This is a genomic window from bacterium, assembly GCA_035559435.1.
GTDB lineage: Bacteria > Zixibacteria > MSB-5A5 > WJJR01 > WJJR01 > JACQFV01.
On sequence record DATMBC010000081.1, the window covers coordinates 1 to 2,632 of the forward strand.

The 2,632-nt window shown below is 63.7% G+C and carries 4 protein-coding genes; all 4 read left to right on the forward strand.

Going from position 1 to position 2,632, the window contains the following annotated elements:
• Nucleotides 1-333: DUF6754 domain-containing protein (locus VNN55_10090; GenBank protein ID HWO57901.1), on the forward strand; the 333-nt coding region annotated here is incomplete at its 5' end.
• Nucleotides 330-950: a hypothetical protein gene (locus VNN55_10095; protein ID HWO57902.1), complete on the forward strand. Its 621-nt coding sequence runs from the start codon at nucleotides 330-332 to the stop codon at nucleotides 948-950. The genes VNN55_10090 and VNN55_10095, both read left to right, overlap by 4 nt.
• A gap of 3 nt (nucleotides 951-953) precedes the next feature.
• Nucleotides 954-1,802 carry a hypothetical protein gene (locus VNN55_10100; GenBank protein HWO57903.1) on the forward strand — a complete coding sequence of 283 codons (849 nt, stop codon included), beginning with the start codon at nucleotides 954-956 and terminating at the stop codon, nucleotides 1,800-1,802.
• Nucleotides 1,799-2,416: a hypothetical protein gene (locus VNN55_10105; protein ID HWO57904.1), complete on the forward strand. Its 618-nt coding sequence runs from the start codon at nucleotides 1,799-1,801 to the stop codon at nucleotides 2,414-2,416. The genes VNN55_10100 and VNN55_10105 overlap by 4 nt, the downstream gene beginning before the upstream one ends.
• The last annotated feature ends 216 nt before the right edge of the window (nucleotides 2,417-2,632 follow it).

Below are 2,632 nucleotides of genomic sequence, written 5' to 3' on the forward strand. Positions count from 1 at the left end.
GAACGCCCCGCCGCCGCCATCTATATGGGACAGTTCACCGCCGAATCGCTGCTGATCGCCGAAATGGGCCAGACCGCCGGCGCCATCCAGATCGCCGGCACCGCCGAGCCCGAACAGCTGCCGTTCTTTATCGCCGCCTGCGACTACACGCTGATCGGCGAGGAACTCTACGCCGCCAGCGCCTACTTGTCCAATGAGCCGAAGATGCTCGGGGCGCTGCGCGGGCAGGACTTGATGAAGGTGCTGATCGCCCTCGTGGTGTTGGCCGGCGTGGTTTCGGCCACGCTCGGCTGGGGCGTTGACTTCTGGCGGAGCATCCTGGCCTCGCGATGAAATACCGTCTGCCGATACTGGTCGCCTTCGCCTCGGGCGGGCTGATGATCCTTGCCTTCTTTGGACGCGGCTCGGCCGTCGATTTGGTCTCCAATGAAGCCCTGCGCGGCCAAACGATCGTGGCCGGACTTGCGTTGCTTTTGGGTGTGTTCTCCATCGTGCAGGTGCACTCGCGGCGGATCGCGACCCGGCACCCCGACTGGCTTTACTCGCTGATCCTGCTGTTGTGTTTGGCGGCGATGGCCGGCTTCGGCGTGTTCGCCGGCATCGAGGCGGGCAGCGTCTACGACTGGCTTTTCCAGAATCTGCAGGCGCCGATGATGGCGACGATGTTCTCGATGCTCGCGTTCTTCATCGCCTCGGCCGCCTACCGCGCGTTCCGCGCCCGCACCGTGCCCTCAGCCATTCTGCTGGCCACCGCGGTGATTGTGATGCTGGGGCGCATCCCGATGGGGCAGTACATCTACGACGCGCTTCCGTCCTGGGCCAACTGGATCATGATGGTCCCATCGGTGGCCGTTCAACGTGGCATTATCATTGGCGCGGCGCTCGGCGCCGCCTCGATGTCATTGCGCATCCTGGTCGGCATCGAGCGGACCTACCTGGGGCGGGGGTAGAGCGTGGGCCTCTGGGAACGCCTCCAACGGGTCGACCGGCGCGTGCTCTACACGCTGATCTTCCTCTCGGTCATCATCCCGGTGCTCTTCCCGCTGAGTTTGCCCACGCCGGTGACGCCGGAAACCGAGTCGTTCTACGCGGCGATCGAGGCGATTCCCGACGGATCGCGGATCCTCTTTCCCTTCGATTGCTGGCCGTCGACACTGGCGGAGACCGAACCGATGGCGGTGGCGGCGCTGCGCCACTGCTTCCGCAAGAACCTGCGCGTGGTGGCGCTCTCCAATGTCGGCATGGGCGGCCCCTCGGTGATCGAACGCGTGTTGGGCCAGGTCGCCGGCGAATTCGGCAAGCAGTACGGCACCGACTACGTCAATCTCGGGTACAAGGCCAACTACCAGGCAGTCCTGCTGGGGATGGGCTCAAAGATCGAGGACATCTACCCCACCGATTACCGCGGCACCCGCCTCTCGGAGATCCCGTTGATGCGCGAGGTGCCCAACTACGATTCGCTGAAACTCACGGTGATCATCTCCGACAACGCGATGGTCGACTACTGGGTGTCGCTGGTCAACGCCCGTTTTGGCATGCCAATGGTGGCGGCGGTGACCGCGGTCATGGCGCCCAAGCAGTTGTCGTATGTCCAGGCGCATCAGTTGCAGGGTCTCCTCGGCGGCATGAAGGGCGCCGCCGAGTATGAGCGCCTGCTGGATGCGCGTGATCGGGCCACCCGGGGGATGGATTCGCAGTCGCTCATTCATTTGCTCATCATCGGATTCATCGTGATCGGCAACATCGGCCACTTCGCCGCGCGCCGGGCGCGCGCCGCCGGACGGGCAGGGGTGGCCGCGTGAGCGAATTCTTCTCGTCGCCCTTTGTCGCGCTTTTCCCCACGGCGTTTTTCACGCTGGCGCTGTACTCCTTCCTTTACCGCGACAATCCACTTTTCAAACTCGCCGAGCATGTCTTCGCGGGGCTGTCGGCGGGATATTACTTCGGCCTCATTTTTCACTCGGTGATTGTCCAGCAGCTCTGGCTGCCGCTGACGCAGGACGGGGAGTGGATCCTGGCGGCCTCCGGGGCGCTCGGGCTGCTGTTGTTTGCCCGCTTCATTCCCAAGGTCGCCTGGATGTCGCGGCTGTCGCTGGCGTTTGTGATTGGCAGCACCGCCGGGATCACTTTCATCCAACAGCTGCACGGGCTGATCCTGCCGCAGGTGTCGCGCACGCTGCTGCCGTTGGACAGCGTCAACAACGTGCTGATCGTCGTCGGGGTGCTGGCGACGTTGATCTATTTCTACTTCTCCAAGCCGCACACCGGGCCATTGGGTTGGGTGGCCTCGGGCGGAGTCGGCTTCATTATGGTGGCGTTCGGCGCCCACTTCGGATATACGGTGATGGCCCGCGTCTCCCTCCTGATCGGCCGGATCCAGTTTTTGCTGATCGACTGGCTGCGCATCGGCTCCTGAAAAACGACACGCCGCGTCGTTCCAGTTGTTCGGCGGGCCGGTTTGCGCATATAATCCCCCGCGAGGTGAGCATGAACATGAGCGCGCGTGAAACACTCTGGCATTGGCGTCCGGCCATCCTCCTGTTGGCGGCGCTGGCGTTCTCCTGCGGCGGGGGCGACAAACGGCCCGATCCGCAGACATTTGCAAAGAACTGGCGAAAGTATGAGGCGGTCA